The organism is Enterobacter sp. JUb54 (assembly GCF_014298075.1).
Classification (GTDB): Bacteria; Pseudomonadota; Gammaproteobacteria; order Enterobacterales; family Enterobacteriaceae; genus Klebsiella; species Klebsiella lignicola.
In genome coordinates, this window is sequence record NZ_CP060418.1 from 126,899 (window position 1) to 151,772 (window position 24,874).

A 24,874-nucleotide genomic window follows, 5' to 3' on the forward strand; every position below is an offset into this window, starting at 1 on the left:
CTGATTGTCAGTCGAGGTGTTTTTGGGGTAGATAACTAAAAAGCATAGCAGACCGGACTATCATTGCTTTCGAAATAAGGTTACATAAATGTTATAAATCGATAACAAATATACCTTTGTGATGGCCAGAGTATGGCGGCGTTCAAAGTTTAAAAAGCCGTCAGGCGAGATACTAGGCCCACCTCAGGGTGGGCACCTGGAAGCCATTACGCACCACCCCCTACGACTGATACGTGAAAGGAACCATAAAATGGATGAGCAGTTGAAACAAAGCGCCCTCGATTTTCATGAGTTTCCCGTTCCTGGGAAAATTCAGGTAGTCCCGACCAAACCTCTCGCGACGCAGCGGGACCTGGCTCTGGCCTACTCGCCTGGCGTGGCCGCACCGTGCCTGGAAATCGAGAAGGACCCGCTGGCCGCCTATAAATACACCGCGCGCGGCAATCTGGTTGCCGTTGTCTCTAACGGCACCGCCGTGCTGGGGCTGGGGAACATCGGCGCGCTCGCCGGGAAACCGGTGATGGAAGGCAAGGGCGTTTTGTTTAAGAAATTCGCCGGTATTGATGTTTTCGATATCGAAGTCGATGAGCTGGATCCGGATAAATTTATCGATGTCGTGGCGGCGCTTGAGCCGACTTTCGGCGGCATTAACCTTGAAGATATCAAAGCGCCGGAGTGCTTCTACATCGAGCAAAAGCTGCGCGAGCGCATGAACATTCCGGTATTCCATGACGATCAGCACGGCACGGCAATTATCAGCACCGCTGCGATCATTAACGGCCTGCGGGTGGTGGAGAAGAACCTCTCCGACGTGCGGATGGTGGTGTCCGGCGCCGGTGCAGCGGCTATCGCCTGTATGAACCTGCTGGTGGCGCTGGGGATGCAGAAACACAATATCGTGGTCTGCGACTCCAAAGGCGTTATCTATAAAGACCGTGAGCCGAATATGGCGGAAACCAAAGCGGCCTACGCGGTGGACGATGACGGCAAACGCTCGCTGGATGATGTGATCGACGGGGCCGATATTTTCCTCGGCTGCTCGGGTCCGAAAGTCCTGACCCCTGAGATGGTGAAGAAGATGGCTCGCGCGCCGCTGATCCTTGCGCTGGCGAACCCGGAACCGGAGATCCTGCCGCCGCTGGCGAAGCAGGTCCGCGAAGATGCGATTATCTGTACCGGCCGTTCCGACTACCCGAACCAGGTGAACAACGTCCTGTGCTTCCCGTTCATTTTCCGCGGTGCGCTGGACGTCGGTGCGACGGCTATTAACGAAGAGATGAAGCTGGCGGCGGTCCATGCTATCGCCGAACTGGCCCACGCGGAGCAGAGCGAAGTGGTGGCCTCTGCCTATGGCGATCAGGATCTGAGCTTCGGCCCGGAATACATTATTCCGAAACCTTTCGATCCGCGCCTGATCGTCAAGATCGCGCCGGCGGTGGCGAAAGCCGCGATGGACTCCGGCGTGGCAACCCGTCCGATTGCCGACTTCGATGCCTATATCGAGAAGCTCAGCGAGTTTGTCTACAAAACCAACCTGTTCATGAAGCCGATCTTCTCCCAGGCGCGCAAAGAGCCTAAACGCGTGGTGCTGGCGGAAGGGGAAGAGACTCGGGTCCTGCATGCCACTCAGGAACTGGTATCGCTGGGGCTGGCCAAACCGATCCTGATCGGTCGTCCGAGCGTGATCGAAATGCGTATCCAGAAGCTGGGTCTGCAGATCAAAGCCGGCGTCGATTTTGAGATCGTCAATAATGAATCCGATCCGCGCTTCAAAGAGTACTGGAGTGAGTACTACCAGCTCATGAAACGCCGCGGCGTAACCCAGGAGCAGGCGCAGCGGGCGGTGATTGCTAACACCTCAGTGATTGGCGCGATCATGGTTCATCGTGGGGAAGCGGATGCGATGATCTGCGGCACCATCGGCGACTACCATGACCACTATTCGGTGGTGCAGCCGCTGTTCGGCTACCGCGATGGCGTCAGCACCGCAGGGGCGATGAACGCGCTGCTGCTGCCGAGCGGCAACACCTTTATTGCCGACACCTACGTCAACAACGATCCGACGCCGGAGCAGCTGGCGGAAATCACCCTGATGGCGGCGGAAAGCGTGCGTCGTTTCGGGATCGAACCGCGGGTGGCGCTGCTGTCGCACTCGAACTTCGGGTCGTCAAACTGCCCGTCAGCCAGCAAAATGCGTGAAGCGCTGGAGCTGGTGAAGGCGCGGGCGCCGGAGTTGATGATTGATGGTGAAATGCACGGCGATGCCGCGCTGGTGGAGAGCATTCGCCACGAGCGGATGCCGGACAGCCCGCTGAAAGGCTCAGCTAACATTCTGGTGATGCCGAATATGGAAGCCGCGCGGATTAGCTACAACCTGCTGCGCGTCTCCAGTTCCGAAGGGGTGACCGTTGGTCCGGTACTGATGGGCGTGGCAAAACCGGTGCATATTCTGACGCCGATTGCCTCCGTTCGTCGTATCGTCAACATGGTGGCGCTGGCGGTCGTGGAAGCACAAACTCAGCCGTTATAATGCAGAAAGCCCCATCATCGGGGCTTTCGTTAAATCCATGCTTTGACTTTAATGAAGTCACTCAGGGCAGCCTCCGGGCTGCCCTCTTCTGGCTGGTAGTCATACTCCCAGCGCACCAGCGGCGGCATCGACATCAGAATCGACTCCGTGCGCCCGCCGGTCTGCAGACCAAACAGCGTTCCGCGATCCCACACCAGATTGAACTCCACGTAACGCCCGCGACGGTAAAGCTGGAAATTGCGCTCGCGTTCGCCGTAGGGCAGGGCCTTACGCCGTTCGACAATCGGCAGATAGGCCGCCGTGTAGCCATCGCCCACCGCCTGCATAAAGGCGAAGCAGTGGTCAAAGTTTGGAGTGTTTAAATCATCAAAGAACAGGCCGCCAATCCCGCGCTGTTCATGGCGATGTTTAATAAAGAAGTAGTCATCGCACCATTTTTTATAGCGCGGATAAACCTCATCACCGAAGGGGGCGCATAAATCGAAGGCGGTGCGGTGCCAGTGAACGGCATCTTCTTCAAAGCCGTAGAAGGGGGTTAGATCGAACCCGCCGCCAAACCACCACACCGGATCGGCCCCGGGTTTTTCGGCGATGAAAAAGCGCACGTTGGCGTGGCTGGTTGGCACGTACGGATTGCGCGGATGTACCACCAGCGATACGCCCATGGCTTCAAAGCTGCGACCGGCCAGCTCCGGGCGGTGTGCTGTCGCCGAGGCCGGCATTGCGTCGCCATGTACGTGGGAGAAATTAACGCCCGCCTGCTCAAACACGCCGCCATCGCGCAGCACCCGACTGCGACCGCCGCCGCCACCTTCACGCTGCCAGCTGTCTTCAGCAAATTTACCGCCATCGACCGCGCTAAGCTGCTGGCAAATATGGTCCTGCAGCTGGAGGAGATAGCGCTTTACCAGCTCTACGTCGGGCTTCATTTACGTCTCTTTGAGTGGGCTTTCTGGTTATCGAACCAGTGGAAGTAGTTGATAATACCCGACGCGATTGCATTGGCGATTTTCTGTCGAAACGCGGCGGTACCCAGCAGTTTTTCTTCGCCCGGGTTGGTAATAAACGAGGTTTCGACCAGCACCGACGGTATCGACGGTGATTTCAGCACGACGAACGCGGCCTGCTCGGTGTTGCGGCTATGCAGCTTATGCACCGGTTTAATGTTTTTCAGGATATGCGAGCCCAGCGTCAGGCTGTTTTTAATGGTATCGGTCTGCACCAGGTCAAACAGCACCTGCTGTAACAGATGGTCTTTCGCCGTGGTTTTTTTACCGGCGACCTCATCGGCGCGGTTTTCGCGATCGGAGAGGTATTTCGCCATGGCGCTACTGGCGCCGCGGTTGGAGAGCGCAAACACCGATGCCCCCGCCGCGCTTGGGTTAGTAAAGCCATCGGCGTGAATCGACATAAACAGGTCAGCGCCGTGCTGGTGGGCGATTTCGACGCGATCGTACAGCGGAATAAAGGTATCGCCGGTACGCGTCAGACGCGCGTCGATGCCGTTGCTGCGCAGGATGCTGCGTACATTTTTGGCAATCGCGAGGACAACGTGTTTCTCTTTCGAACCGTTGTGACCGATAGCGCCGGTGTCGATGCCGCCATGGCCGGGATCGAGCATGACGATGCGTTTAGCGCCCGCTTTTTTCGCCGCGGGTTTGCTGTGCCCATTGGACGTCGTCAACGGCTGTTCTTTGGCAGTTACCTGCGATGAAATCCCTGAAAGGGTCATGGCAGCCAGCCCTGCTTTCAGCACCTGGCGGCGCGAAGCAAGTATTTTTAATGGTTTAAAAGTGCTCATTCGGCCTGAATTGCAAACAAGTGGTACCTGGTGTTATATCGTATCGCGTTTTCCGTTACGACCATTCAAAACAAGAATTGTTTTACTTTTCATTTCAATACATGACAAGGTCATAGTATGACATTTTTTCCGGTTCATTTCGCCTGATATTGGCTATCGGGTAAAATCACGCCATAATCGCTGTTTTTAAGCCTAAATAATGGGGAATACCATGGAGATACGCGTCTTTCGCCAGCAGGACTTCGAAGAAGTGATTACGCTGTGGGAGCGCTGCGAGCTGCTGCGCCCATGGAATGACCCGGAAATGGACATCGAGCGTAAGGTTCACCACGACGTCAGCCTGTTTCTGGTCGCGGAAGTGAACGGCCAGGTGGTCGGAACGGTAATGGGTGGCTATGATGGTCATCGCGGTTCTGCTTATTACCTTGGTGTGCATCCGGAATATCGCGGTCGCGGCATTGCCAACGCGCTGCTGAATCGCCTCGAGAAAAAGCTGATTGCCCGCGGCTGCCCGAAAATTAATATCATGATTCGCGAGGATAACGACGTGGTGCAGGGCATGTACGAACGTCTTGGCTACGAATATGCGGACGTGCTCAGCCTGGGCAAGCGTTTAATTGAAGATGAAGAATACTGAGTTTATCCCCTCCGATTTTGATGCTCATGGGCGGCTCAGATTACCATTTCTGTTCTGGTGCGTTTTATTGCTGCAGGCGCGGACGTGGGTGCTGTTCATCATGGCAGGCGCCTCGCGGCAGCAAGGGGATGCACTGCTCAATCTGTTCTATCCCGACCATGATAATTTCTGGCTAGGATTGTTACCTGGCATACCGGCGGTGCTGGCGTTTATCGTCAGCGGGCAGCGGCAGCGATTTCCGCGCCTCTGGCCGCTGATGCGCTGGCTGCTGGTGCTCTCTCAGGCTCTGCTGCTGCTCTGGCAGCCACTGTTATGGTTAGGCGGTGAGTCGCCTTCCATGTTGACTATCGGGCTGCTGTTAATCGACCTGTACGCCTTCTGGTGGCTGCTAGCCAGTCGTCGGCTGAAAGCCTGTTTCCTGGAAGCGCACCTCTGACGGCACTTTTTGCCGATCCTGCACTCCAACATGGGTCAAATAAACAAGAAAGGACTGTGTCATGAAATCGCTACGTTTACTTCTTTGCGCCTTACCGTTGGCATTAACCGGCTGTTCCACCATGAGTGCCGTTAACTGGTCTGCGGCCTATCCATGGAACTGGTTTGGTTCTTCAATGGAAGTGACCGAGCAAGGCGTAGGTGGTCTGACGGCGGCAACGCCGCTGAATGAACAGGCTATTGGCGATGCCATCGGCGGGAGCTATCGTCTGCGTAGCGGTATGAAAACCGCCAGCGGCAATATCGTTCGCTACTATGAAGCGCTGAAAGGCGACAACGTTGCCATGACGATTAATGGTGACGCCGGAACCGTGAGCCGTGTCGAAGTGCGCGACAGCGAGATTAAAACCGCGAGCGGCGTGCAGGTCGGTACGCCATTTAGCGATCTGTACAGCAAAGCCTATGGCAACTGTCAGAAGGGCGCGAACGATAATGGCCCGGTCGTTGAATGTAAAGCAGAGGGCAGCCAGCACATCAGCTACGCCTTTACCGGTCACTGGAGCGGTCCGGAAGAGCTGATGCCTTCAGACGATACGTTGAAAAACTGGAAAGTCAGCAAAATTATCTGGCAACGCTAAATTGATCTGAAGAGACATGGCGCTGGTAAAAAACGGGTACAATAGGGCGATAAAGCCTGAATACTTCGCGTTGTAGAATGCCACCGTGCAGGCAACGTGAAGTATGACGGGTAAAAAAGTCCCACAGCGTTGGGGTTGTATCATTTCAGGAGGAGCGATGTCTCAGGTTCAGAGCGGCATTTTGCCGGAACATTGCCGTGCGGCGATTTGGATTGAAGCCAATGTCAAAGGGGATATCAACGCCCTGCGCACAGCCAGCCGTGCGTTTGTTGATAAATTAGCGCATTTTCAAACGCAATACCCGGATGCCCAACTGGGCGCGGTAGTGGCGTTCGGCCATAACGTCTGGCGTGAGCTGAGCGGCGGCGTCGGTGCTGAAGAGCTGAAAGATTTCCCGGTATACGGCAAAGGCCTGGCACCATCTACCCAGTACGATGTGCTGATTCATATTCTCTCCGCACGCCATGAGGTGAATTTCTCTGTGGCGCAGGCCGCGATGGCCGCTTTCGGCGACCTGCTGGACGTGCAGGAAGAAGTTCACGGTTTCCGCTGGATTGAAGAGCGTGACCTGAGCGGTTTTGTCGACGGTACTGAAAACCCGGCAGGCCTTGAGACCCGCAGCGACGTAGCCATCATTAAAGATGGTGTGGACGCCGGTGGTAGCTACGTGTTTGTACAGCGCTGGGAACATAATCTGAAGCAGCTGAACCGGATGAGCGTCCCGGATCAGGAGATGATGATTGGCCGCACCAAAGAAGCCAACGAAGAGATTGATGGCGACGATCGCCCGGCCACGTCGCACCTGAGCCGCGTTGACTTAAAAGAAGATGGAAAAGGGCTGAAAATCGTGCGTCAGAGCCTGCCGTACGGTACCGCCAGCGGGACTCATGGCCTCTATTTCTGCGCTTACTGTGCGCGTATCCACAACATTGAACAGCAGCTGCTGAGCATGTTTGGCGATACCGACGGCAAGCGTGATGCCATGCTGCGCTTTACCAAACCGGTGACCGGCGGTTACTACTTCGCCCCGTCTCTGGATCGTCTGCAGGCACTGTAATCGTTACGTTACCGCTGTCTGAATAAATGAAGCCGATCAAAACGATCGGCTTCATTGCTTCTAAAGATTAACCGGCAGAGAGGGGCCGCCGGAGAAGCGAGATTAGTTAACCTTGAGAGTACCGCCGCGACCAAGGCCGCCTTTCACTTCGCTGGCTTTGTAGTTACGTAATGCGATAACCATGTTGTTATAGGATTCCAGGAAGGCCGCAACGGTCGCTTTACCTTCTGGTGTTCTGGAGAGCCCGCCTAAAGCACCGCCCGCCGAGGAGCCAAACCCCGCGAGAGCAGCACCGTAATTGGTGGCCGTGGCGCTTCCCTCTGCTGATGCAATTTGCACCGACGAGCGGATATCGAACAGGCTGAGTGTAACGACGGATGCCTTCATCTGGACGCTGCTCGCTACGGTACTGATTATGCTGTTACCGAAGAGGCCGCCAAGGCTTCCAGCCAGGCCGCCAACGGCTGAATTATCAATAACGATGTGCGGCTCCAGGAAGTAATCTGCGGCTACCCTTTGTCCTTTCTGCTGTTTAGAGCCGGCACGATACTCACCTGAATTACGTTGTTTGTCGGTGATGTTTGAGAGGCGAGAATCCGTTTTTTGGTTACCGATAGAAGTGATAACGAAGCAGTTAGACTGTTGTACCGCGATGCGTAACAGAGGTTCAATACTGGTAATTTTGGTGGCGCTACCAAATTGACCAAACCAATCGGCATTACGCCCGTCATTAATAGCCAGAGTGCCCAGCGGGGAACTGCAGTGTTCCAGGTTGCTATCGGCGTTGGCGCTTGTTGACCCCGCCGCTGCGCCGGATACACCATATTTCTGATTACCCGTAGTGATATTTGAACAACCCACCAGGCCAGCCAGTGCGGTAATTAAGAATAAAGGTTTAATGTATTTTTCTACCATCGTTATTTCCATATATACTTATAAGGGTGATTTGTAGTGTTGTATTAATATGTTCTTATTATTATCGGCGGGCGATACCAGTGGGTATGGTACAGGAAGCGATAAAAATACTTTCGCCGTTCGTTCAGTTCGTATTTTTCATGCTCATTACGTTTTTCATCGCGAGCAATTTTAAGTAATTCCGCCGTTTCGGCACTGCCGTCAGCCGCCGCCGCCGCAAGCCAGCGTGCAGCTTGGGAGGGATCGCTTCCCATCTCCTCCATGCCGTAGAGATATATTTCGCCTAGTGCCTTCTGCGCCTGATGGTGGCCGCCTTCGGCCGCACGGGTCAGGGATTTAATCGCGAGATAACTGTCCTGCCCGACGCCATCACCACGGAAATAACGTAATGCCTGTTGGTAGGACGCCTCCGGGGATTGCTGTTTCTCATCCGGCTCGCTGGTTGCAGTAACGGCATTTTTATCCTGAAGATGACACACGCTTCCCTGACAGACTTCAACAGTTGAATTATCTTTTTTGCCACTACTGCATGCTGATAAAAAAAGAGCAAAAATGACAATGGAATATCTAATATTCATGCATAACGTCTCCATTGAAGCGTCTGGCTGTTTATTTGATTTTGCACGCTACCATGGGTGTTATGAGGCCACAATAAAAGCGGGGTGTTTTCGGATTACATCAAAATAATGGCGTTTTGTTATTCATGTAGCGTATATATTTGGTCGTTTATTATTTATATATAATATTCAAAATGACATTTTTTATAGGAAAGGACGTATTGGCGATACCTGCTCCTGGTCGACGTCGGTATGCCAGATGGATGCGTTCAGTGGCCAGCAGACCCTGTCTGGCGTGCAATGCCGGGCGTGAACGGCGCTTTCACAGTCGGCAAAGGCGAGGCCTTATTCCCTTTTCGACTTCCAAATCGCCAAACGGTATATAAAACCGTTACTCCTTTCATACCCGTTATAAATATTATGGCTATAAGAAAGTCATCAAACTGATAAGGGTGCGCAATGGCGGTTAAATCACTGAACAAAGGATATCTGGCACTGGCTGCTTCCATGCTGCTGGTTGCGCAGGCTCAGGCGACGGAACTGCTGAACAGTTCGTACGATGTGTCTCGCGAGCTGTTTGCGGCCCTGAACCCTCCGTTTGAGCAGCAGTGGGCTAAAGATAACGGCGGCGATAAGCTGACCATTAAGCAGTCCCATGCTGGCTCCTCCAAGCAGGCGCTGGCGATCCTGCAGGGATTAAAAGCCGACGTGGTGACCTACAACCAGGTGACGGACGTACAGATCCTGCATGACAAAGGCAATCTGATTCCCGCCGACTGGCAAAGTCGCCTGCCGAACAACAGCTCGCCGTTCTACTCCACCATGGCATTCCTGGTGCGTAAGGGGAACCCGAAAGGGATCCACCAGTGGAGCGACCTGGTGCGCCCGGACGTGAAGCTGATTTTCCCGAACCCGAAAACCTCCGGTAACGCGCGCTATACCTATCTGGCTGCCTGGGGTGCCGCGGACAAAGCCGACGGTGGCGATAAAGCTAAAACCGAACAGTTTATGACCCAGTTCCTGAAAAACGTCGAAGTGTTTGATACCGGCGGTCGCGGTGCGACGACGACCTTCGTGGAACGTGGACTGGGCGATGTGCTGATTACGTTTGAATCGGAAGTGAACAATATCCGTAAACAGTATGAAGACCAGGGCTTCGAAGTCGTGGTGCCGAAGGTCAACATTCTGGCGGAGTTTCCGGTCGCGTGGGTGGATAAAAACGTGAAGGCGAACGGTACCGAGAAAGCGGCGAAAGCCTACCTGAACTGGCTCTACAGCCCGCAGGCTCAGACCATCATTACCGATTACTACTATCGCGTGAACAACCCGAAAGTGATGGACTCTCTGAAGGATAAGTTCCCGCAGACCGAGCTGTTCCGTGTTGAAGATCAGTTTGGCTCCTGGCCGCAGGTGATGAAGACGCACTTTGTCAGCGGCGGTGAGCTGGACAAACTGCTGGCGGCGGGGCGTAAGTAATGTTTGCAGTTGCTTCTAAGCGCGTGCTGCCGGGGTTTACCCTTAGCCTCGGCACCAGCCTGCTGTTTGTGTGCTTGATTCTGCTGCTCCCCTTGAGCGCGTTGGTGATGCAGCTGGCGCAGATGACCTGGGGACAGTACTGGGAAGTGGTGACCAACCCGCAGGTGGTCGCAGCCTATAAAGTCACGCTGCTGTCAGCGTTTGTGGCGTCCATTTTTAACGGCGTGTTTGGCCTGCTGATGGCCTGGATCCTGACCCGCTATCGTTTCCCAGGCCGCACGCTGCTGGATGCGTTAATGGATCTGCCGTTCGCGCTGCCGACGGCGGTTGCGGGCCTGACGCTGGCTTCGCTGTTTTCGGTCAACGGCTTTTACGGCGAGTGGCTGGCGAAGTTTGATATCAAAGTGACCTATACCTGGCTCGGTATTGCGGTGGCGATGGCCTTTACCAGCATTCCGTTCGTGGTGCGTACGGTACAGCCGGTGCTTGAAGAACTGGGCCCGGAATACGAAGAAGCGGCGGAAACGCTGGGCGCAACGCGTCTGCAGAGTTTCCGTAAAGTGGTACTGCCGGAACTCTCACCGGCGTTGCTGGCGGGGATTGCGCTGTCGTTTACCCGCAGCCTGGGTGAGTTTGGCGCGGTTATTTTCATCGCCGGCAACATCGCGTGGAAAACCGAAGTCACCTCGCTGATGATTTTCGTGCGTTTGCAGGAGTTTGATTACCCGGCGGCGAGCGCCATTGCTTCGGTGATCCTCGCGGCGTCGCTGCTGCTGCTGTTTTCCATCAACACCCTGCAAAGTCGCTTTGGTCGACGTGTGGTAGGTCATTAATGGCGGAAGTGACTCAATTGAAGCGTTATGACGCGCCTCGTATTAACTGGGGTAAATGGTTTCTGATTGGTACCGGGATGCTGGTGTCCGCCTTCATTCTGATTGTGCCGATGGTGTACATCTTTGTTCAGGCTTTCAGCAAAGGGCTGATGCCGGTGCTGCACAACCTGGCCGACCCGGACATGCTCCATGCTATCTGGCTGACGGTGATGATTGCCCTGATTACCGTGCCGGTAAACCTGGTGTTCGGTACGCTGCTGGCGTGGCTGGTGACGCGTTTTACCTTCCCAGGTCGCCAGCTGCTGCTGACGTTGCTGGATATCCCGTTTGCCGTCTCGCCGGTGGTTGCCGGCCTTGTGTACCTGCTGTTTTACGGTTCGAACGGTCCGCTGGGCGGCTGGCTGGATGAGCACAACCTGCAGGTGATGTTTGCCTGGCCTGGCATGGTGCTGGCAACCATTTTCGTTACCTGTCCGTTTGTGGTGCGCGAGCTGGTGCCGGTGATGATGAGTCAGGGCAGTAACGAAGATGAAGCGGCGATTTTGCTCGGCGCTTCCGGCTGGCAGATGTTCCGTCGGGTGACCCTGCCGAATATCCGCTGGGCGCTGTTATATGGTGTGGTGCTGACCAACGCCCGCGCTATCGGGGAGTTTGGCGCGGTATCGGTGGTATCAGGTTCGATCCGCGGTGAAACCCTGTCCCTGCCGCTGCAAATTGAACTGCTTGAGCAGGATTACAACACCGTAGGTTCCTTTACCGCCGCAGCTTTGCTGACGTTAATGGCTATTTTGACCTTGTTTTTAAAGAGTATGTTGCAATGGCGTCTGGCCAATCAGGAAAAACGCGCGCAACTGGAGGGGAATCATGAGCATTGAGATCGTTAATATTAAGAAATCTTTCGGCCGCACTCAGGTGCTGAACGATATCTCTTTGGACATTCCTTCCGGGCAGATGGTCGCGCTGCTGGGGCCATCCGGCTCCGGGAAAACCACGCTGCTGCGGATCATCGCCGGGCTGGAGAATCAATCCAGCGGCCATATTCGTTTCCACGGTACCGACGTGAGCCGGGTACACGCCCGCGACCGTAAAGTGGGCTTCGTGTTCCAGCACTACGCGCTGTTCCGTCATATGACGGTGTTCGAAAATATCGCTTTCGGCCTGACGGTGCTGCCGCGTCGTGAACGTCCAAACGCCGCCGGGATCAAAGAGAAAGTTACCCGTTTGCTGGAAATGGTACAGCTGGCCCATCTGGCTGACCGTTACCCGGCCCAGCTGTCCGGTGGTCAGAAGCAGCGCGTGGCCCTGGCGCGCGCGCTGGCGGTGGAGCCTCAGATTCTGTTGCTGGATGAGCCTTTCGGCGCGCTGGATGCGCAGGTGCGTAAAGAGCTGCGCCGCTGGCTGCGTCAACTGCATGAAGAGCTGAAGTTTACCAGCGTGTTTGTAACCCACGACCAGGAAGAGGCGATGGAAGTCGCTGACCGCGTGGTGGTCATGAGCCAGGGCAATATTGAACAAGCCGATGCGCCTGAACGAGTCTGGCGTGAGCCGTCCACCCGTTTTGTGCTGGAGTTTATGGGCGAAGTGAACCGCCTGAAAGGCACCATCCGCGGCGGTCAGTTCCATGTGGGCGCCCATCGCTGGCCGCTGGGCTATACGCCGAGCTATCAAGGGCCGGTCGATCTGTTCCTGCGTCCCTGGGAAGTCGATATCAGCCGTCGAACCAGCCTGGATTCCCCGTTACCGGTACAGGTACTGGAAGCCAGCCCGAAAGGCCACTACACCCAATTAGTGGTGCAGCCGTTAGGCTGGTACGACGAACCGCTGACCGTGGTACTGCCGGGCGAAGACGCACCTTCTCGCGGCGAACGTCTGTTCGTTGGCTTACAGAATGCGCGACTCTATAACGGTAACGAGCGAATCGAACCGCGTGAGGCGCTTGCTCTGGCGGAATCAGCCTGATAGCTTAATCGCTAGTTTATCGCTGTTCCGACAACGGCAGGGTGTGGTAGCCCGGATAAGACGTCCTGCGTCGAACTCCGGAGATAATTGCAGGCCGGGTAAGCACAACGTACCCGGCCTTTTTATTGGGTAAAAACCGTGAATACATTAGAACAAACCATCGGCAATACTCCTCTGGTGAAGTTGCAACGACTGGGGCCGGATAACGGCAGTGAAATCTGGGTCAAACTGGAAGGCAATAACCCGGCGGGTTCCGTGAAGGATCGTGCCGCGCTTTCGATGATTGTTGAAGCGGAAAAACGGGGTGAAATAGCCCCCGGCGACGTCCTGATCGAAGCCACCAGCGGCAACACCGGCATTGCGCTGGCGATGATCGCGGCGCTGAAAGGCTACCAGATGAAGCTTCTGATGCCCGACAACATGAGCCAGGAGCGCCGTGCGGCCATGCGTGCCTACGGTGCAGAGCTGATTCTGGTGACCAAAGAGCAGGGGATGGAAGGCGCGCGTGATCTGGCGCTGGAGATGGCGCAGCGTGGCGAAGGTAAATTGCTGGATCAGTTTAACAACCCAGACAATCCCTATGCCCATTACACCACCACCGGGCCGGAAATCTGGCAGCAAACTCAAGGACGTATAACCCATTTCGTTTCCAGCATGGGCACCACCGGCACCATTACCGGCGTGTCTCGCTTTCTGCGCGAGCAGGATAAGCCGGTGAGCATCGTGGGGCTGCAGCCGGAAGAGGGCAGCAGTATTCCGGGGATCCGTCGCTGGCCGGCAGAATATATGCCGGGGATTTTTAATGCCTCGCTGGTTGATGCGGTGCTCGATATTCACCAGCAGGAGGCGGAAAGCACCATGCGTATGCTGGCGGTGCGGGAAGGTATTTTTTGCGGTGTTAGCTCCGGCGGTGCGGTGGCCGGTGCCCTACGTATCGCGCGTGAAAACCCCGGAGCGGTGGTGGTGGCGATCGTCTGCGATCGTGGCGATCGCTACTTGTCCACCGGCGTTTTCGGCGAAGAGCACTTCAGCCAGGGCGCAGGCATTTAACTGACCGGCGGGTCCAGCAGGTCGGTACCGTAGGAGTTATCGACGGTACACAGCCAGCGTTCTCCCTCCTGGCGAAAAACATAGGTTGCGCGCCGCGTAACCTGTGTGGTTCCTCCCTCCGGGGTCGGGATATCCAGCCGGGTTTCCATTATCACCAGCGCATTATCGCCCCCTTCCAGAATCTCCATTCTGCCCTGCGTCACGACCAGACGGTGCTGAAAATAGTCAGCAATCGCGATAAAGGCTTTGCGGATATTCTCCTTGCCCTTGACCACCATGCCCGGTTTGACCACCAGCAGGGCATCTTCGGCGTAGTATTCCATGAGCGTGACGTAGTCTTCCTGCGATATTGCACGATCGCAGGCTTCAATGGTGGCTTTTAGCTGCGGATTGACCATGTGTTATCTCCGGGGAATGGGATGGCGTGCGGCTGACCCGCGCGTCTGTTTCGATATTACCTGCGTCAGGGGCGCAGCACGAGGCGTAAATCATTGGTCAACTGGTGAATCTGAGCGTCGCTCAAGGCGCCGAGCGACAGCCGTAGCCCGTGGGATGGGGCATCAATAGCGAAAATTTCACCTTCACGAACCAGCCAGCCGGCGCGGGCTAAACGCAGAGCCACGGGTTGGGCGGGTTCGTTCAACGGTAGCCAGAAGTTGAGACCATCTCCAGCAGGGAGCGGGTCAAAGCCGTGGCACGCCAGGGCAGCAGCCAGCGTTTCATTTTGCTGGCGATAATGGCGCCGGCTTCGCTCCAGTACATCAGTAAAGGTACCGTCGCTCAGGCAGGCGAAGGCCAGTTCCTGCAGCAGATGGCTGACCCACTGGCTGCCGGCATTGAGCCGCAGGCGCAACGCCGCCGAGGTGGTGCTATCGCTGGCGACAAACGCCAGCCGCAGGTCCGGCCCGAGGGTTTTGGACATTGAGCGCACCAGCGCCCAGCGCTGTGTCGTCGCCGGGAGCGGCGAGTGCCAGGGCGCTGACGATAGCAGCGCGAAGTGGTCATCGATAATCACCAGCACCTGCGGATAGCGGGCCAGTACTTCCTGAATCGCCATGGCACGGGCGTCGCTGAGGCTGCAGCCGGTAGGATTATGCGCGCGGGGCGTGACGATGACCGCACGAGCGCCGTTGCGTAGGGCAATCTCCAGCGCTTCAGGTTGCATTCCCTGCTCATCGACCGCCACCGGGCAGGCGTTAAAGCCGGTGTAGCGCAGCATGTTGATGCTGCTGAGGAAGCAAGGGTCTTCGACGACCACGCCATCGCCAGGAAGCAGCAGGGCGCAGAGCAGGCGCTCCAGCGCGTCGATAGCGCCGCTGGTCAGGTTAATCTCGGCATCTCTTTGCAAATCCTCGTGCATCCAGCGCTGCGCCCAGCGTCGCAGCTCAGGCTTGACGGCGTCGTCGCCATAGAGATGCGGGGTCAGGGAGAGCTGGCTCAGATAGCGGGTGAGATCGGGCAGAAGGCGTGGGTCCGGATTGCCGCTGGAGATATCGTTCAGCGGGGAGGCGGGATCCCGGCCTTCCAGCGCCGGCGGCGTGGTCAACCCTCTGATAACCGTTCCGTTACGGCCCTGGCTGCTGGCCAGACCAGTGCTGACCAGCCGTTTGTAAGCGGCGGCTACAGTATTGCGGTTAACCGTCAGGTCCGCCGCCAGCTCTCGTACCGGAGGCAGAGAGGCTCCGGGTTTTAATACTCCGCTCTGGACCAGATGGCGGATGTTATCAAAAATCTCACTGGCGGTTTTTCCAACGATCATCATTGACCTATGACAAAATGGATTTTAGCATAGGACGAATGATAATCAGGGTGTGACCCGCTGTCCAGCGGGGGGAGAAGGGATGGGCCAGCAAGACGAAATACAATCGGTGCTCTTCAATGACAAGAGCCGGGCGCTGCAGGTCGATATCGTCGCCGTGCAGTCGCAGGTGGTGTACGGTAGCGTCGGCAACAGCATTGCGGTACCGGCCATTAAACAGCATGGACTGCGGGTTATGGCGGTGCCGACCGTGTTATTTAGCAATACTCCGCACTACGATACCTTCTACGGCGGGATGATCCCGGAAGCGTGGTTTACAGGCTATTTGCAGGCCCTTGAGGAGCGCGATGCGCTGCGTGAGTTGCGGGCGGTGACTACGGGTTATATGGGCAGCGCGATACAGATTGAACGCCTGGCGCAGTGGCTACACCGAATTCGCGAATCCCATCCCCATCTGTGTATTCTTGTCGATCCGGTGATTGGCGATGTGGATAGCGGCATCTACGTGAAGGCCGAAATCCCGGATGCCTATCGTCAGCATCTGCTGCCGCTGGCCGAGGGCATTACGCCAAACCTGTTTGAGCTGGAAACGCTGAGCGGGATGCCTTGTCATAATCAGCAGGAAGCGGTGATTGCCGCGCGTAGTCTGTTATCTGATACCTTGAAGTGGGTGGTCATTACCAGCGCGCCAGGCGTCGACAACGCGACGATCAACCTGCTGGTGGTTACGGCGGATTCTGTTGAGGTGGTGGTCCATCCGCGGGTCGAAACGGATTTGAAGGGAACCGGCGATCTGTTCTGTGCCGAGTTGATTAGCGGGCTGGTTTCTGGTCTGGCGCTGGGAGAAGCGACGCACGCTGCGGCGCAACGCGTTCTGGCGGTGATGACCTGGACTGCGCAACAGGGTTGCGATGAGCTGATTCTGCCGCCGCTGGCGTGAGGTCTTTGCGATAAAAAAATGGCGCCGGAAGGCGCCATTTTTTCTGCGGCAAGAATTACTTCTTGATGCGAATGACCGGGGTTTCACCCACGGTTACGCTACCGGACAGTTTGATCAGCTCTTTGATCTCGTCCATGTTGGAGATAACAACCGGAGTCAGGGTAGACTTGGCTTTCTCTTCCAGCAGCGGCAGATCGAATTCGATGACCGGGTCACCGACTTTCACACGCTGACCTTCTTCGGCAATGCGTTTGAAGCCTTCGCCTTTCAGCTCAACGGTATCAATACCGAAGTGAACGAAAAGTTCGATACCACTATCAGATTCAATAGAGAATGCATGGTTGGTTTCAAAGATTTTACCGATGGTACCATCTACCGGCGCTACCATTTTGTTGCCGGTAGGTTTGATAGCAATGCCATCACCCACAATTTTTTCCGCAAAAACTACATCCGGCACGTCTTCGATGTTGACGATCTCGCCAGAGAGCGGAGCAACAATCTCAATAGTTCCGGAGTCTTTTTTGTCATCAGAAACCAGAGATTTCAATTTATCGAACAAACCCATGATCTTCTCCTAAGCAGTAATTTGGGCCGCGCATCTCGTTGATTAGCAGATTGTTTTTTCTTCAATGAACTTGTTAACCAGCGTCATTAACTCGTCCGTTGTCGGTTGAGCAAGAGCCTGCTCTGCTAATACTTTCGCATCTTCGAAGTTCGTGTTACGAATAATCTTCTTGATACGCGGGATGGAAATGGCGCTCATAGAGAATTCGTCCAGCCCCATACCCAGCAACAGAAGTGTAGCACGTTCATCGCCCGCAAGCTCACCACACATGCCAGTCCATTTTCCTTCAGCGTGAGAAGCATCAATAACTTGCTTAATCAGCGTCAGGACAGATGGCGACATTGGCTGGTAAAGATGTGAAATCATATCATTACCACGGTCAACTGCCAGAGTATATTGCGTTAAATCATTGGTTCCGATACTAAAGAAATCGACTTCTTTTGCTAAATGACGAGCAATCGTTGCCGCGGCTGGTGTTTCAACCATCACGCCGACTTCGATGGTTTCGTCGAATGCTTTGCCTTCGTCACGCAGTTCCTGCTTGTAGATTTCAATCTCTTTCTTCAGTGCACGCACTTCTTCAACAGAGATGATCATCGGGAACATGATGCGAAGTTTACCGAAAGCAGAGGCACGCAGGATGGCGCGAACCTGGTCACGCAGGATCTCTTTACGATCCATCGCGATACGCACGGCACGCCAGCCGAGGAACGGGTTCTCTTCTTTCGGGAAGTTCATGTACGGCAGTTCTTTGTCGCCGCCGATGTCCATGGTGCGCACGATGACGGCCTGAGAGCCACAGGCCTCAGCAACCGCTTTGTAGGCAGCGAACTGTTCTTCTTCAGTTGGCAGCGCGTCACGGTCCATGAACAGGAATTCTGTACGATACAGGCCTACGCCTTCTGCGCCGTTGCGCTCTGCGCCATCGACGTCACGTACGGTACCAATGTTGGCACAGACTTCAACCTGATGTCCGTCCAGCGTAATCGCCGGCAGATCTTTCAGTTTAGCCAGCTCCGCTTTTTCTTCTGCGACCTGGGCCTGCAGATTGCGCAGCTCTTCGATTTGTTCGTTGGTCGGGTTAACCAGAACCTGGTTATTGACCGCGTCGAGGACCAGATAATCGCCGTTTTTCACCTGCGTGGTGACGCTACCGGTGCCCACGATGGCCGGCAGTTCAAGAGAACGCGCCATGATAGAGGTGTGGGAAGTACGGCCACCAGCGTCGGTGATGAAACCCAGCACCTTGTTCAGGTTCAGCTGTGCGGTTTCCGACGGGGTGAGATCGGCTGCAACCAGAATCACTTCGTCCTGGATTGCGCTCAGATCGATAATTGCCAGACCGAGGATATTGCGCAGCAGACGCTTACCGATATCACGTACGTCAGCGGCACGTTCTTTCAGGTATTCATCGTCCAGCTCTTCCAGCGCAGTGGCCTGACCTTCGATAATTTCATTGGCTGCCGCGTCGGCAGTCATGTGCTTATCTTTAATCAGGGCTATGATTTCCTGCTCAAGCTCCTCATCTTCCAGCAGCATGATGTGCCCTTCGAAGATGGCTTCTTTTTCTTCACCGAAAGTTTCACCAGCTTTGGTTTTGATGACCTCCAGCTGGGCGGAGGCCTTGGTGCGGCCGCTCAGGAAACGTTCGACTTCCTGGTCAACCTTATCGGCAGAAATTTTCTTCCGGTCGATGACAATTTCGTCTTCTTTCAGCAGGAGAGCCTTACCGAAAGCGATACCCGGGGATGCTAAAATGCCTGAAATCATAACCCTACCTTACTTGTGACTGATATTAAAAAGAACCCGTGAACTTATTCGAGTTCAGCCATCAGTTTTACCAGATGCTCAACTGCTTTTTGCTCATCTTCGCCTTCAGCGGAGATGGTTACAACGGTACCCTGAGTCAGACCCAGAGTTTGCAGTTTGAACAAGCTTTTGGCGCTGGCGCTTTTGCCGTTGGAGGTCACAGTGATCTCAGAAGTGAAGCCTTTCGCTTCTTTAACAAACTGAGCAGCAGGGCGGGTGTGCAGACCGTTCGGAGCGGTAATGGTAACTTCTTGCTGGAACATTATATTTCCCCAACTTATAGGTTTAGTGTTGTGGACCTAAAGTCTAGCCTAACGGCGAGGCTTTAGCCTGTATTGTTAGCGCCGGCGTTACGTGTCTGGCTAAGGTGTCAACAGCGTGTTTGCTGTGAGGACCATCTGGCCGTTGACGTCTGGCACGTCATTAAACATTATGCAGCGAAAGGAAGACTTGAACCAAATCATAAAATCGATTCAGCACGTGGAAATCCGATTTTGAATAATTTCGCGCATCAAAATAAATGTGTTGGTTAAATACCAGACCCTACGCGGTGAATCAATGCCAGGAGGGGTAAAACTTTGACGTATGCCACAAAAAAGCACCTAAAAAGGTGCTTTTTTACACGATGCTAGCCGGATGGCATCACTGTTGCAGTTCTTTCTCGGTGAAGAGATCGGCAAACAGTGCTGTGCTTAAATAACGCTCACCTGAAGACGGTAGGATAACCACAATATTCTTATTGGTAAAGGCCTCATCTTCCTGCAGTTTGAGTGCCGCGGCGACGGCCGCACCGGAAGAGATACCCGCCAGAATACCTTCTTCATCCATCAGACGACGCGCGGTGGAGATGGCTTCTTCGTTGGTGATGCCCACGACTTTATCGATCAGCTTCAGATCAAGGTTACCAGGGATAAAGCCGGCACCGATACCCTGAATTTTGTGCGGGCCTGGTTTCAGCTCCACGCCAGCCAGCGCCTGAGCGATAACCGGGGAGTCGGTCGGTTCCACCGCAACGGAGAACAGATCTTTTTTGCCCTTGGTCCCTTTGATGTAGCGGCTCACGCCGGTCAGCGTACCGCCGGTACCGACGCCTGCGATGAACACATCAACCTGGCCGTCGGTATCTTCCCAGATTTCCGGGCCGGTGGTTTTTTCGTGAATTTCCGGGTTGGCCGGGTTGCTGAATTGCTGCAGCAGCAGATATTTTTCCGGATCGCTGGCGACGATCTCTTCGGCTTTCTGGATGGCGCCTTTCATGCCCTTCGCGCCTTCGGTCAGCACCAGGTTGGCTCCCAGCGCTTTCAGCAGTTTGCGACGTTCGATACTCATGGTTTCCGGCATGGTCAGCGTCAGCTTATAGCCGCGCGCTGCCGCAACATAGGCCAGAGCAATCCCGGTGTTGCCGCTTGTCGGCTCGACTAACTCGACGCCGGCTTTCAGCACGCCGCGTTTTTCGGCATCCCAAATCATATTGGCACCGATTCGGCATTTCACGCTAAAGCTCGGGTTGCGAGACTCGACTTTCGCCAGGATGCGTCCGTTACCGATTCGGTTCAGTCGTACTAACGGCGTGTGGCCGATAGTCAGGGAGTTGTCTTCAAAAATCTTACTCATGGCCCGTCCTTAACTGTATGAAATTTGGGAGTACGGCTCCAGCATACCCGCTTAAGGAATATGCGGAAGTAAGGAAATAGCATATCTATATTCGGAAGGGAAATAATGATGAGCCAGAAGGAATAAGGCCTGGCATATAGCGGTTCTGCTTCAGGCCATCGTGCCATTGGCCTGAAGCAGTTATCGAAGGGAGAGGGGGGGTTACTTCCACATCGCGTGTTTATCGCGATAGCAGTCGACCCACATGGCCGTTGCCCCACAAATAGCGACCGGCAGAATCACCAGGTTCAGAACGGGGATCATCGTGAACAAGCTGGTGAGGGCGCCAAACTGCATATTGGTCACCTTACGGGTACGCAGCGCCTCGCGCATGGTTTTAAAGGGCACTTTATGGTTATCGAACGGGTAGTCGCAGTACTGGATGGCCAGCATCCACGCGCTAAACAGGAACCACAGTACCGGTGCCACGGTCTGGCCGATGCCGGGGATGAAATAGAGGATCAGCAACACGATCGCCCGCGGCAGGTACCAGGAAAGCTTCTGCCATTCTCGCTTCATAATGCGCGGCACGTCTTTCATGATGCCGAAAACGCCGACGTCCGGCGGGGTGGCGCCGGTCAGGCGGGCTTCCAGCTGTTCGGCGAGCAGGCCGCTAAACGGGGCGGCAATCCAGTTTGCAATCGTTGAGAAAAAGTAACCGAACACCAGCAGGATCGAGATAACTACGATAGGCCACAGCAGATAGTTCAGCCATTGTAACCATTCGGGCACGTGACCCATCAACGACGGGATCCAGCTATCGAGGCGTGTAAACAGCCACCAGAAGGCGCCGCCCATCAGGATAATGTTGACTAATAAAGGCAAAAAGACGAAACGACGAATGCCGGGCAGGGCGATCAGTTTCCAGCCCTGTGAAAAATAGTAGACGCCACTACGCGGGGTAGATGCGGATGTTGAAACCATGGTCAGGCAATGCTCCTGTTTTGACATTCAGACTGAATGCCCGCTTATTTTATCGGGTTGCCAGACAATAACCAGTTAGGAAATGTTCGAAAAAACAGCAAAAAGCACGATTTAGTTCATCTTTATGTAGTGAAAGCGGCAGACGCACTTGCACTCGACGTAATCGACAAATACTCTTAGTAAGTAAATGTTTGCCGTGGTGGCAAGGTGTTAGAACAACAGAGAATATAATGATGCAGGATTTGCGTCTGATATTAATCATTGTTGGCGCGATCGCCATACTCGCTTTACTGGTACACGGTTTCTGGACCAGCCGTAAAGAACGTTCCTCGATGTTTCGCGATCGCCCACTGAAACGTATGAAGTCTCGCGATGACGAAGAGTCTGAGAGCGATGACGTTGATGACGATGTTGAAGGCGTGGGTGAAGTTCGCGTTCACCGGGTTAATCACGCCCCTAATGGCGTGCACGGTGAGCAAGAAGCTCCTCGTCAGGCGCCGCCGCAACACCAATATCAGCCTCCTTATGAGCGTCAGGTTCAGCAACCTGTTCGCCCGGAAGAGCCGGTACGCCAGCAGCCTGTGCAGCATCAGGTTCCACAACCTCAGGTGCCGCAGCAACCGCAGCCTGCCGTGCAACAGCCGGTACCACCGCAATATCAGCCACCGCCTCAGCAGCCTGCGGTGCAGCAGAACACGCCGCCGCATCAGCCGGCCCCTGTTCAGCCAACGCAGCCTGTCGCACCGCCACAACCGGCCGCCGCGCAGCCTCAGCCAGCTCCTGAACCTCAGGTCGCTGAACCGGCTCCTCAGCCGAAAGAGCGTAAAGAAACGGTCATTGTGATGAACGTCTCCGCGCATCAGGGCACGCAGATAAACGGCGAAGTGCTGATCAACAGCATTCAGCAGGCGGGATTTAAATTTGGCGACATGAATATTTTCCATCGCCACCTTAGCCCGGACGGCAGCGGTCAGGTGCTGTTCAGCCTGGCAAATATGGTCAAACCGGGTACGTTCAATCCGGATGGCATGGCGGATATGACCACGCCTGGCGTGACTATCTTTATGCAGGTCCCGTCGTTTGGTGATGAACTGCAAAACTTTAAGCTGATGCTGCAATCTGCACAGTACATTGCTGACGAAGTTGGTGGTGTCGTGCTGGACGATCAGCGTCGGATGATGACTCCGCAAAAGCTGCGCGAATATCAAGACCGTATTCGTGAAGTGAAAGAGGCCAACGCCTGATTTTTCCTCCCGGCGTTTCGTCTTCCAATCCAGAACCCCCGCCTGCCGGGGGTTTTTTATCATTGATGGTGCGATATGGAACCGATCGAACAAAAACTGACTGAACTGCGAGCCACGCTTCGCCATCATGAATATCTGTACCATGTTATGGATACCCCGGAGATTCCCGATGCGGAATATGACCGGTTGATGGGCGAATTGCGTGAGCTGGAAGCCAGCCATCCGGAACTGATTACCTCTGATTCACCAACCCAACGCGTCGGGGCGACTCCGCTGGCCTCATTCAGCCAGATTCGCCATGACGTACCGATGCTGTCACTGGATAACGTCTTTGATGAAGAGAGCTTCCTGGCCTTCAACAAGCGCGTTCAGGACCGTCTGAAGAGCAGCGATGATCTGGTTTATTGCTGCGAGCTGAAGCTGGACGGGTTAGCGGTCAGTATTCTGTATGAAAACGGCGTATTGATTCAGGCGGCGACGCGCGGCGACGGGACCACCGGCGAGGATATTACCTCCAACGTCAGAACGATTCGCGCCATCCCGCTGAAGCTGCGCGGCGACAACATTCCGGCGCGCCTGGAAGTGCGCGGTGAAGTGTTCTTGCCGCAGGCCGGCTTTGAAAAAATTAACGACGAAGCCCGCCGCACCGGCGGAAAAGTGTTTGCCAACCCGCGTAATGCGGCGGCAGGTTCTCTGCGCCAGCTTGACCCGCGTATTACGGCGAAGCGACCACTTACTTTCTTCTGCTACGGTGTGGGCGTGCTGGATGGCGGAGTACTGCCGGAAAGCCATTCTGGCCGCCTGCAGCAGTTTAAGGCGTGGGGATTGCCGGTGAGCGACCGGGTGAAACTGTGTCACACCCCAGAGGAAGTACTTACTTACTATCGTAAGGTCGAGCAGGACCGCCCGCACTTAGGCTTTGATATCGATGGCGTGGTGATCAAAGTGGACTCCCTGGCGTTGCAGGAGCAGTTGGGATTTGTTGCCCGGGCACCGCGCTGGGCCGTTGCTTTTAAGTTCCCGGCGCAAGAACAGATGACCTTCGTGCGTGACGTGGAGTTCCAGGTCGGGCGCACCGGGGCGATTACGCCGGTAGCACGCCTGGAGCCGGTACATGTGGCTGGCGTTCTGGTGAGCAACGCCACCTTGCATAACGCCGATGAAATTGCCCGCCTGGGTCTGCGCATTGGCGATAAAGTGGTGATTCGTCGTGCAGGCGACGTTATCCCCCAGGTTGTGAACGTTGTGCTGTCTGAACGCCCGGAGGATACGCGAGAAATCGAATTTCCGACCCATTGCCCGGTCTGTAACTCGGACGTTGAACGCGTGGAAGGCGAAGCGGTGACGCGCTGTACCGGCGGGTTAATCTGCGGCGCGCAGCGTAAAGAAGCCCTAAAACATTTCGTCTCACGTCGCGCATTAGATGTGGAAGGGATGGGGGACAAAATCATCGACCAGCTGGTGGAAAAAGAGTATGTCCACACGCCGGCCGATCTGTTCCGTTTGAGCGCCGGTAAGCTTACGGGCCTGGACCGAATGGGGCCGAAATCCGCGCAAAACGTGGTGAATGCGCTGGAAAAATCCAAACAGACCACTTTTGCGCGCTTCCTGTATGCGCTGGGCATTCGTGAAGTAGGCGAAGCCACGGCGGCGGGGCTGGCGGCCTACTTTGGCACTATCGAAGCGCTGGAGCAGGCTTCTATTGAAGAGCTGCAAAAAGTTCAGGATGTCGGGATCGTCGTCGCTACGCACGTCTTCAACTTCTTCGCTGAAGAGAGCAACCGCGATGTGATTGCTCAACTGCGGACCGAAGGCGTCAGTTGGCCTGCGCCGGTGGTGGTCAATGCCGAGGAAATCGATAGTCCGTTCGCCGGTAAAACGGTGGTGCTGACCGGCAGCCTGAGCCAGCTGTCGCGCGACGACGCGAAGGCACGGTTGCTTGCCTTGGGGGCGAAAGTGGCCGGCAGCGTATCGAAAAAAACCGATCTGGTGATTGCCGGTGAAGCGGCGGGTTCTAAGCTGGCTAAAGCGCAGGAGCTCGGCATCGAGGTGATCGACGAAGCCGAAATGCTGCGTCTGCTGGGAGATTAAC

Annotated in this window: 24 protein-coding genes; 13 read left to right on the forward strand and 11 right to left on the reverse strand. The window is 55.2% G+C overall.

Annotation, left to right across the window (positions count from 1 at the left end; all coding sequences use genetic code 11):
• Positions 1 to 250 precede the first annotated feature (250 nt).
• A complete protein-coding gene (gene maeB, locus HF679_RS00550; RefSeq protein ID WP_123755332.1) occupies positions 251 to 2,530 on the forward strand; it encodes an NADP-dependent oxaloacetate-decarboxylating malate dehydrogenase in 2,280 nt (759 codons plus the stop codon).
• Between the two features lie 29 nt (positions 2,531 to 2,559).
• Here maeB and hemF read toward each other — a convergent pair whose 3' ends face one another.
• Entirely contained in the window at positions 2,560 to 3,459 is a 900-nt protein-coding gene (gene hemF / locus HF679_RS00555; protein WP_123755331.1) for an oxygen-dependent coproporphyrinogen oxidase, read from the reverse strand.
• Positions 3,456 to 4,331 carry an N-acetylmuramoyl-L-alanine amidase AmiA gene (gene amiA / locus HF679_RS00560; RefSeq protein ID WP_154144176.1) on the reverse strand — a complete coding sequence of 292 codons (876 nt, stop codon included), beginning with the start codon at positions 4,329 to 4,331 and terminating at the stop codon, positions 3,456 to 3,458. Before amiA ends, hemF begins: the two co-directional genes overlap by 4 nt.
• 211 nt (positions 4,332 to 4,542) lie before the next feature.
• Between amiA and HF679_RS00565 the strand changes: the two genes are divergently transcribed.
• The 4 genes from HF679_RS00565 to HF679_RS00580 all read left to right on the forward strand — a co-directional run bounded on the left by HF679_RS00565 (position 4,543) and on the right by HF679_RS00580 (position 7,098).
• On the forward strand, positions 4,543 to 4,968 hold the full coding sequence (locus tag HF679_RS00565; protein WP_123755329.1) for a GNAT family acetyltransferase: 426 nt from the start codon (positions 4,543 to 4,545) through the stop codon (positions 4,966 to 4,968).
• Positions 4,955 to 5,404: a DUF2919 domain-containing protein gene (locus HF679_RS00570; protein ID WP_123755328.1), complete on the forward strand. Its 450-nt coding sequence runs from the start codon at positions 4,955 to 4,957 to the stop codon at positions 5,402 to 5,404. Before HF679_RS00565 ends, HF679_RS00570 begins: the two co-directional genes overlap by 14 nt.
• Positions 5,405 to 5,465: 61 nt before the next feature.
• Entirely contained in the window at positions 5,466 to 6,041 is a 576-nt protein-coding gene (locus HF679_RS00575; RefSeq protein WP_123755327.1) for an RpoE-regulated lipoprotein, read from the forward strand.
• 157 nt (positions 6,042 to 6,198) lie between these two features.
• Positions 6,199 to 7,098: a Dyp-type peroxidase gene (locus HF679_RS00580; protein ID WP_123755326.1), complete on the forward strand. Its 900-nt coding sequence runs from the start codon at positions 6,199 to 6,201 to the stop codon at positions 7,096 to 7,098.
• A gap of 102 nt (positions 7,099 to 7,200) precedes the next feature.
• Here the strand turns inward: HF679_RS00580 and HF679_RS00585 are convergent, their stop codons facing one another.
• Positions 7,201 to 8,013, reverse strand: a complete 813-nt coding sequence (locus HF679_RS00585) for a hypothetical protein (protein ID WP_187042492.1) — start codon at positions 8,011 to 8,013, stop codon at positions 7,201 to 7,203.
• Between the two features lie 44 nt (positions 8,014 to 8,057).
• A complete protein-coding gene (locus HF679_RS00590; RefSeq protein WP_123755324.1) occupies positions 8,058 to 8,591 on the reverse strand; it encodes a sel1 repeat family protein in 534 nt (177 codons plus the stop codon).
• A 438-nt stretch (positions 8,592 to 9,029) separates the two neighbouring features.
• Here HF679_RS00590 and HF679_RS00595 point away from each other — a divergent pair, with 438 nt between their 5' ends.
• From HF679_RS00595 to cysM, 5 genes are all read left to right on the forward strand, one after another.
• Positions 9,030 to 10,046, forward strand: coding sequence for a sulfate ABC transporter substrate-binding protein (locus tag HF679_RS00595; protein WP_123755323.1), 1,017 nt, complete (start codon positions 9,030 to 9,032; stop codon positions 10,044 to 10,046).
• Positions 10,046 to 10,879, forward strand: a complete 834-nt coding sequence (gene cysT / locus HF679_RS00600; RefSeq protein ID WP_123755322.1) for a sulfate/thiosulfate ABC transporter permease CysT — start codon at positions 10,046 to 10,048, stop codon at positions 10,877 to 10,879. The genes HF679_RS00595 and cysT overlap by 1 nt, the downstream gene beginning before the upstream one ends.
• The gene (gene cysW / locus HF679_RS00605) at positions 10,879 to 11,754 is read left to right on the forward strand and encodes a sulfate/thiosulfate ABC transporter permease CysW (RefSeq protein ID WP_123755321.1); all 876 of its coding nucleotides are present in this window, start codon (positions 10,879 to 10,881) and stop codon (positions 11,752 to 11,754) included. The genes cysT and cysW overlap by 1 nt, the downstream gene beginning before the upstream one ends.
• On the forward strand, positions 11,744 to 12,838 hold the full coding sequence (gene cysA, locus HF679_RS00610) for a sulfate/thiosulfate ABC transporter ATP-binding protein CysA (RefSeq protein WP_123755320.1): 1,095 nt from the start codon (positions 11,744 to 11,746) through the stop codon (positions 12,836 to 12,838). The genes cysW and cysA overlap by 11 nt, the downstream gene beginning before the upstream one ends.
• 138 nt (positions 12,839 to 12,976) lie before the next feature.
• The gene (gene cysM / locus HF679_RS00615; protein ID WP_123755319.1) at positions 12,977 to 13,888 is read left to right on the forward strand and encodes a cysteine synthase CysM; all 912 of its coding nucleotides are present in this window, start codon (positions 12,977 to 12,979) and stop codon (positions 13,886 to 13,888) included.
• On the opposite strand, the gene HF679_RS00620 is transcribed toward cysM, so the two are convergent.
• Both HF679_RS00620 and ptsJ read right to left on the reverse strand, forming a co-directional pair.
• Positions 13,885 to 14,286 carry a YybH family protein gene (locus HF679_RS00620; protein WP_187042493.1) on the reverse strand — a complete coding sequence of 134 codons (402 nt, stop codon included), beginning with the start codon at positions 14,284 to 14,286 and terminating at the stop codon, positions 13,885 to 13,887. The two genes, cysM and HF679_RS00620, sit on opposite strands and share 4 nt — an antisense overlap.
• A gap of 65 nt (positions 14,287 to 14,351) precedes the next feature.
• Complete coding sequence (ptsJ, locus tag HF679_RS00625; RefSeq protein WP_187043016.1) at positions 14,352 to 15,647, reverse strand: transcriptional regulator PtsJ; 1,296 nt, start codon at positions 15,645 to 15,647, stop codon at positions 14,352 to 14,354.
• 82 nt (positions 15,648 to 15,729) lie between these two features.
• On the opposite strand from ptsJ, the gene pdxK reads away from it, so the two are divergent.
• Positions 15,730 to 16,587: a pyridoxine/pyridoxal/pyridoxamine kinase gene (pdxK, locus tag HF679_RS00630; RefSeq protein WP_187042494.1), complete on the forward strand. Its 858-nt coding sequence runs from the start codon at positions 15,730 to 15,732 to the stop codon at positions 16,585 to 16,587.
• Positions 16,588 to 16,642: 55 nt separating this feature from the next.
• On the opposite strand, the gene crr is transcribed toward pdxK, so the two are convergent.
• From crr to cysZ, 5 genes are all read right to left on the reverse strand, one after another.
• Positions 16,643 to 17,152 carry a PTS glucose transporter subunit IIA gene (crr, locus tag HF679_RS00635; RefSeq protein WP_003861316.1) on the reverse strand — a complete coding sequence of 170 codons (510 nt, stop codon included), beginning with the start codon at positions 17,150 to 17,152 and terminating at the stop codon, positions 16,643 to 16,645.
• Positions 17,153 to 17,194: 42 nt separating this feature from the next.
• Positions 17,195 to 18,922 carry a phosphoenolpyruvate-protein phosphotransferase PtsI gene (ptsI, locus tag HF679_RS00640; RefSeq protein WP_123755315.1) on the reverse strand — a complete coding sequence of 576 codons (1,728 nt, stop codon included), beginning with the start codon at positions 18,920 to 18,922 and terminating at the stop codon, positions 17,195 to 17,197.
• A 44-nt stretch (positions 18,923 to 18,966) separates the two neighbouring features.
• Positions 18,967 to 19,224 carry a phosphocarrier protein Hpr gene (gene ptsH / locus HF679_RS00645; protein ID WP_000487600.1) on the reverse strand — a complete coding sequence of 86 codons (258 nt, stop codon included), beginning with the start codon at positions 19,222 to 19,224 and terminating at the stop codon, positions 18,967 to 18,969.
• A 379-nt stretch (positions 19,225 to 19,603) separates the two neighbouring features.
• On the reverse strand, positions 19,604 to 20,575 hold the full coding sequence (gene cysK / locus HF679_RS00650; protein ID WP_123755313.1) for a cysteine synthase A: 972 nt from the start codon (positions 20,573 to 20,575) through the stop codon (positions 19,604 to 19,606).
• Between the two features lie 201 nt (positions 20,576 to 20,776).
• Positions 20,777 to 21,538 (reverse strand): sulfate transporter CysZ, encoded by a 762-nt coding sequence (gene cysZ, locus HF679_RS00655; protein WP_123755312.1) that lies wholly within the window; start codon positions 21,536 to 21,538, stop codon positions 20,777 to 20,779.
• 230 nt (positions 21,539 to 21,768) lie between these two features.
• Between cysZ and zipA the strand changes: the two genes are divergently transcribed.
• Together zipA and ligA are read left to right on the forward strand one after the other, a co-directional pair.
• Entirely contained in the window at positions 21,769 to 22,782 is a 1,014-nt protein-coding gene (gene zipA, locus HF679_RS00660; RefSeq protein WP_187042495.1) for a cell division protein ZipA, read from the forward strand.
• Positions 22,783 to 22,857: 75 nt separating this feature from the next.
• Complete coding sequence (ligA, locus tag HF679_RS00665; protein WP_123755311.1) at positions 22,858 to 24,873, forward strand: NAD-dependent DNA ligase LigA; 2,016 nt, start codon at positions 22,858 to 22,860, stop codon at positions 24,871 to 24,873.
• Position 24,874: the final 1 nt, after the last annotated feature.

What these genes read in the sequence shown, in the direction of transcription:
- HF679_RS00570 (WP_123755328.1), top strand. Translation starts at nt 4,955, where the DNA reads ATGAAGAATACTGAGTTTATCCCCTCCGATTTTGATGCTCATGGGCGG.
- zipA (WP_187042495.1), top strand. Translation starts at nt 21,769, where the DNA reads ATGATGCAGGATTTGCGTCTGATATTAATCATTGTTGGCGCGATCGCC.
- ptsI (WP_123755315.1), bottom strand. Translation starts at nt 18,922, where the DNA reads ATGATTTCAGGCATTTTAGCATCCCCGGGTATCGCTTTCGGTAAGGCT.
- crr (WP_003861316.1), bottom strand. Translation starts at nt 17,152, where the DNA reads ATGGGTTTGTTCGATAAATTGAAATCTCTGGTTTCTGATGACAAAAAA.
- HF679_RS00580 (WP_123755326.1), top strand. Translation starts at nt 6,199, where the DNA reads ATGTCTCAGGTTCAGAGCGGCATTTTGCCGGAACATTGCCGTGCGGCG.
- HF679_RS00575 (WP_123755327.1), top strand. Translation starts at nt 5,466, where the DNA reads ATGAAATCGCTACGTTTACTTCTTTGCGCCTTACCGTTGGCATTAACC.
- HF679_RS00620 (WP_187042493.1), bottom strand. Translation starts at nt 14,286, where the DNA reads ATGGTCAATCCGCAGCTAAAAGCCACCATTGAAGCCTGCGATCGTGCA.
- amiA (WP_154144176.1), bottom strand. Translation starts at nt 4,331, where the DNA reads ATGAGCACTTTTAAACCATTAAAAATACTTGCTTCGCGCCGCCAGGTG.
- HF679_RS00585 (WP_187042492.1), bottom strand. Translation starts at nt 8,013, where the DNA reads ATGGTAGAAAAATACATTAAACCTTTATTCTTAATTACCGCACTGGCT.
- pdxK (WP_187042494.1), top strand. Translation starts at nt 15,730, where the DNA reads ATGGGCCAGCAAGACGAAATACAATCGGTGCTCTTCAATGACAAGAGC.
- maeB (WP_123755332.1), top strand. Translation starts at nt 251, where the DNA reads ATGGATGAGCAGTTGAAACAAAGCGCCCTCGATTTTCATGAGTTTCCC.
- cysZ (WP_123755312.1), bottom strand. Translation starts at nt 21,538, where the DNA reads ATGGTTTCAACATCCGCATCTACCCCGCGTAGTGGCGTCTACTATTTT.
- HF679_RS00590 (WP_123755324.1), bottom strand. Translation starts at nt 8,591, where the DNA reads ATGAATATTAGATATTCCATTGTCATTTTTGCTCTTTTTTTATCAGCA.
- cysA (WP_123755320.1), top strand. Translation starts at nt 11,744, where the DNA reads ATGAGCATTGAGATCGTTAATATTAAGAAATCTTTCGGCCGCACTCAG.
- ligA (WP_123755311.1), top strand. Translation starts at nt 22,858, where the DNA reads ATGGAACCGATCGAACAAAAACTGACTGAACTGCGAGCCACGCTTCGC.
- hemF (WP_123755331.1), bottom strand. Translation starts at nt 3,459, where the DNA reads ATGAAGCCCGACGTAGAGCTGGTAAAGCGCTATCTCCTCCAGCTGCAG.
- ptsH (WP_000487600.1), bottom strand. Translation starts at nt 19,224, where the DNA reads ATGTTCCAGCAAGAAGTTACCATTACCGCTCCGAACGGTCTGCACACC.
- cysW (WP_123755321.1), top strand. Translation starts at nt 10,879, where the DNA reads ATGGCGGAAGTGACTCAATTGAAGCGTTATGACGCGCCTCGTATTAAC.
- cysT (WP_123755322.1), top strand. Translation starts at nt 10,046, where the DNA reads ATGTTTGCAGTTGCTTCTAAGCGCGTGCTGCCGGGGTTTACCCTTAGC.
- ptsJ (WP_187043016.1), bottom strand. Translation starts at nt 15,647, where the DNA reads ATGATCGTTGGAAAAACCGCCAGTGAGATTTTTGATAACATCCGCCAT.
- HF679_RS00595 (WP_123755323.1), top strand. Translation starts at nt 9,030, where the DNA reads ATGGCGGTTAAATCACTGAACAAAGGATATCTGGCACTGGCTGCTTCC.
- HF679_RS00565 (WP_123755329.1), top strand. Translation starts at nt 4,543, where the DNA reads ATGGAGATACGCGTCTTTCGCCAGCAGGACTTCGAAGAAGTGATTACG.
- cysK (WP_123755313.1), bottom strand. Translation starts at nt 20,575, where the DNA reads ATGAGTAAGATTTTTGAAGACAACTCCCTGACTATCGGCCACACGCCG.